Here is a 2,527-nt window from a genome sequence, read left to right on the forward strand (position 1 = left end):
CCACCGCGCTGTGCCCAGTTGATGGGCTTTGCTTCGCGTGGGTGCCTAGTGCTCGTGCTAGGCGCCACAGCCGAGAGGAGGAATCTTCTCTTCCGGTCCGACCTTGGTCTGCCGTGGATCCGTGCTTTAAGTCTACGCCTAGGCAGGTAAAGCAGGCCTTCGGTGAATCTGGTGCCACGATAGGGCGCCAGCCGGTCACCTAACTTCATCCATCAACAGCTTTCCGTGATGCGCCAGATAGGAAACAGCATGAGCTCCCCCCCGAGCGCCCGGTCGCTACTGCCCCGGGGGAGTGGGCGGTTGTTCGACACGCTTAAGTTGTGGGCGTGGCAGCTCGCGCCGTCCTGGTTACCCCACTGTCGGGGCCGCTGGCCAGATTCGGGAAAGCAGGGGCGAGCGCCCTCGCTCTCTGGGCCGAGCGTTCCGGAGTAAGTCTGGAGGTGATCGACGCTTACCCCTCCGCGGCGTCCGCGATACGGGCCGCCGAGGCTAGCCGGCCCGACGTGGTGTTCGGGCCCTACGGTTCGGGGCCGGCGCTGGCGGCCGCGGCCGCCAGCAAAGGGGTCATCTGGAACCACGGTGGCGCTACTGCCCGGCTGGCGCGGCCGGCGTATCCGGGTGTCGTCAATGTGGAGTCTCCGGCTTACCGCTATCTCGCCGCGGTGCTCGAAACCCTTGCCGCCGACGGTCTTGGTGAGGGGTCGGAGGTGGTACTAGTCCACGTCGACACGGGGTTCGGCCGCGAGGTGGCCGAAGGGGCGGCGGTGGCGGCCCGGCGACTCGGTCTTCTGCTGCGGTCGGTCACTTTTCGTCCAGCCCGGGCCAGAGACGTGCTGGCGCAGCTCCCGGCGGGCGATGTGCTGTTATCAGCCGGTTCCTTCGACGATGACGTCGCCATCGCGCAGTGGGCCAGCGAACGCCGTTGGCGCGCAGTGGGATTGGTCGCTGCCGGAGTCGATGAGCTCCGGCACGCCATCGGTGATCGCGTTGAGGGGCTTTGCGGACCGTGCCAGTGGTTCGACGACGGGACAGATGATCCTGCGGACGGACCCAACAGCGAGTGGTTCAGCCGCTGTTACCTGGACGCGAACGGTACTGAGCCGCCCTATCCGGCTGCTGCGGCCTTCTCCGCGGGTGTCGTTTGGCAGCGCTGCGTGAAGGAGGCCGGAACTGTTGAATCGTTGCCGGTGCGGGCCGCGTCACAACGACTCGACACCACCACCTTGTTCGGTCGGTTTCGTGTCGACCCGGTCACCGGCGTGCAAACCGGCCATCAGATTCGCGTCGTTCAGTGGCGAGGCGGACAGCGGGTGCTGGTTGATCGGCCGCTTGGTCGGACGTGAGCGTCGAACTGCCCAAGCCTGATGCCGAAGACACCTTCATCGTGCAGAACGGAAAGATTCTGACCCAAACTTTTGCGGGGAAGATTTCACCGAAGCACTGACCTCAGCCTTGACTGTTTCCGACGAAGAAATAGCTACGCGGGCAGGTCCACCCGCAACGCCAGGTGCTCATCGAGTATCCGGCGCAGCGCGGCGTCCATCGGATGCGCGGATGCGAGGTCACGGCCGAACCGGCTGTCCACCACGACTACCGTGCCCGCACGCAATTCGGCGGTGTCGACCTGATCGACGAACGGATCGAACAATGCGGGCGGCGTGGCCAGGTAATACAGCGCCCGGCGCGAGTCGTTCAACCCGGCGGCATACATCAGTCCGTGTTGGGTGATCACGAAGAGTTCCGAGGTGATCCTGGCGTTCGGGGTCTCGGCTTTGGCCCATGCCGTTGCGGCGCACCGGCTCTGTGCCAATTTATCGGGGACGTCGTCAGCCAGCGTGAATAACCTTTCGACGAGTGCTCCACCCATTCGCGGATATGCGTCGATGGCGGGTCTGAAGTACCGCTGGAAGAGGTCGCCGAAAAAGTCGTACAGTTGCTCGCTCATCGCAGCTCCCCAGGTTTCAGACGGACACCTCATTGTGCGCCCGTACTGTCAGCTGAGCAACGCTGATCAACCACATCCAAAGCAGACGCGCGGCTGCCGGTTTCGACCGTCAGTGGCACTCGTTCACTTGGGAATTCGGACCCCGGCGGGGTCGTGGAGCCACTGGCAACCCGCAGTTGGCTGACGATCGTTGGTTCCGAGACGAACTTCCGCGAGCCTCGTATGTCGTCATATTCGCGACCGCAGACGTTTCGGCCGCGGCGGCTGATTCGCCACTACCGCGCACCCTCAGCTGTGCCATGTTATGCAGCAAGCTGACTGCCAACATGAGCCACAAGCGTTGGAACGACTGGGTGTCGCCGATATCGGCTACATCACGGTGTGCCCGGGGCTGCCCATCCCACCCACATCGCGAGAGCAGGGAGTGCGCCTTAAAGGCCTGGCCTAGTGCGGTGGGAGGAAGACATCGTTGAGGGTGACGGTGCGTAGGTTGCGTGCGCGGATGAGATCACGGAATTGCTCGTAGACGTGGGTGACCGGCAGGTGGTTAAGGTGTCCGATCACGATCGCCTGCCCGATGAA

Annotated in this window: 3 protein-coding genes and 1 pseudogene; 2 read left to right on the forward strand and 2 right to left on the reverse strand. The window is 63.9% G+C overall.

The annotated features are described in order from the left end of the window. The first annotated feature begins 326 nt into the window (after positions 1-326). Positions 327-1,343, forward strand: coding sequence for an ABC transporter substrate-binding protein (locus VKI00_RS22900; RefSeq protein ID WP_324441541.1), 1,017 nt, complete (start codon positions 327-329; stop codon positions 1,341-1,343). 134 nt (positions 1,344-1,477) lie between these two features. Here the strand turns inward: VKI00_RS22900 and VKI00_RS22905 are convergent, their stop codons facing one another. Beyond that, entirely contained in the window at positions 1,478-1,945 is a 468-nt protein-coding gene (locus tag VKI00_RS22905) for a glucose-6-phosphate dehydrogenase (protein WP_324441543.1), read from the reverse strand. 304 nt (positions 1,946-2,249) lie between these two features. On the opposite strand from VKI00_RS22905, the gene VKI00_RS22910 reads away from it, so the two are divergent. Further along, on the forward strand, positions 2,250-2,393 hold the full coding sequence (locus tag VKI00_RS22910; RefSeq protein WP_324441545.1) for a hypothetical protein: 144 nt from the start codon (positions 2,250-2,252) through the stop codon (positions 2,391-2,393). Here VKI00_RS22910 and VKI00_RS22915 read toward each other — a convergent pair. Then, a pseudogene (locus VKI00_RS22915) lies at positions 2,390-2,527 on the reverse strand (polysaccharide deacetylase family protein); the annotation flags it as partial. The gene VKI00_RS22910 and the pseudogene VKI00_RS22915 overlap by 4 nt on opposite strands.

This window comes from Mycobacterium sp., from assembly GCF_035314665.1.
GTDB lineage: Bacteria > Actinomycetota > Actinomycetes > Mycobacteriales > Mycobacteriaceae > Mycobacterium.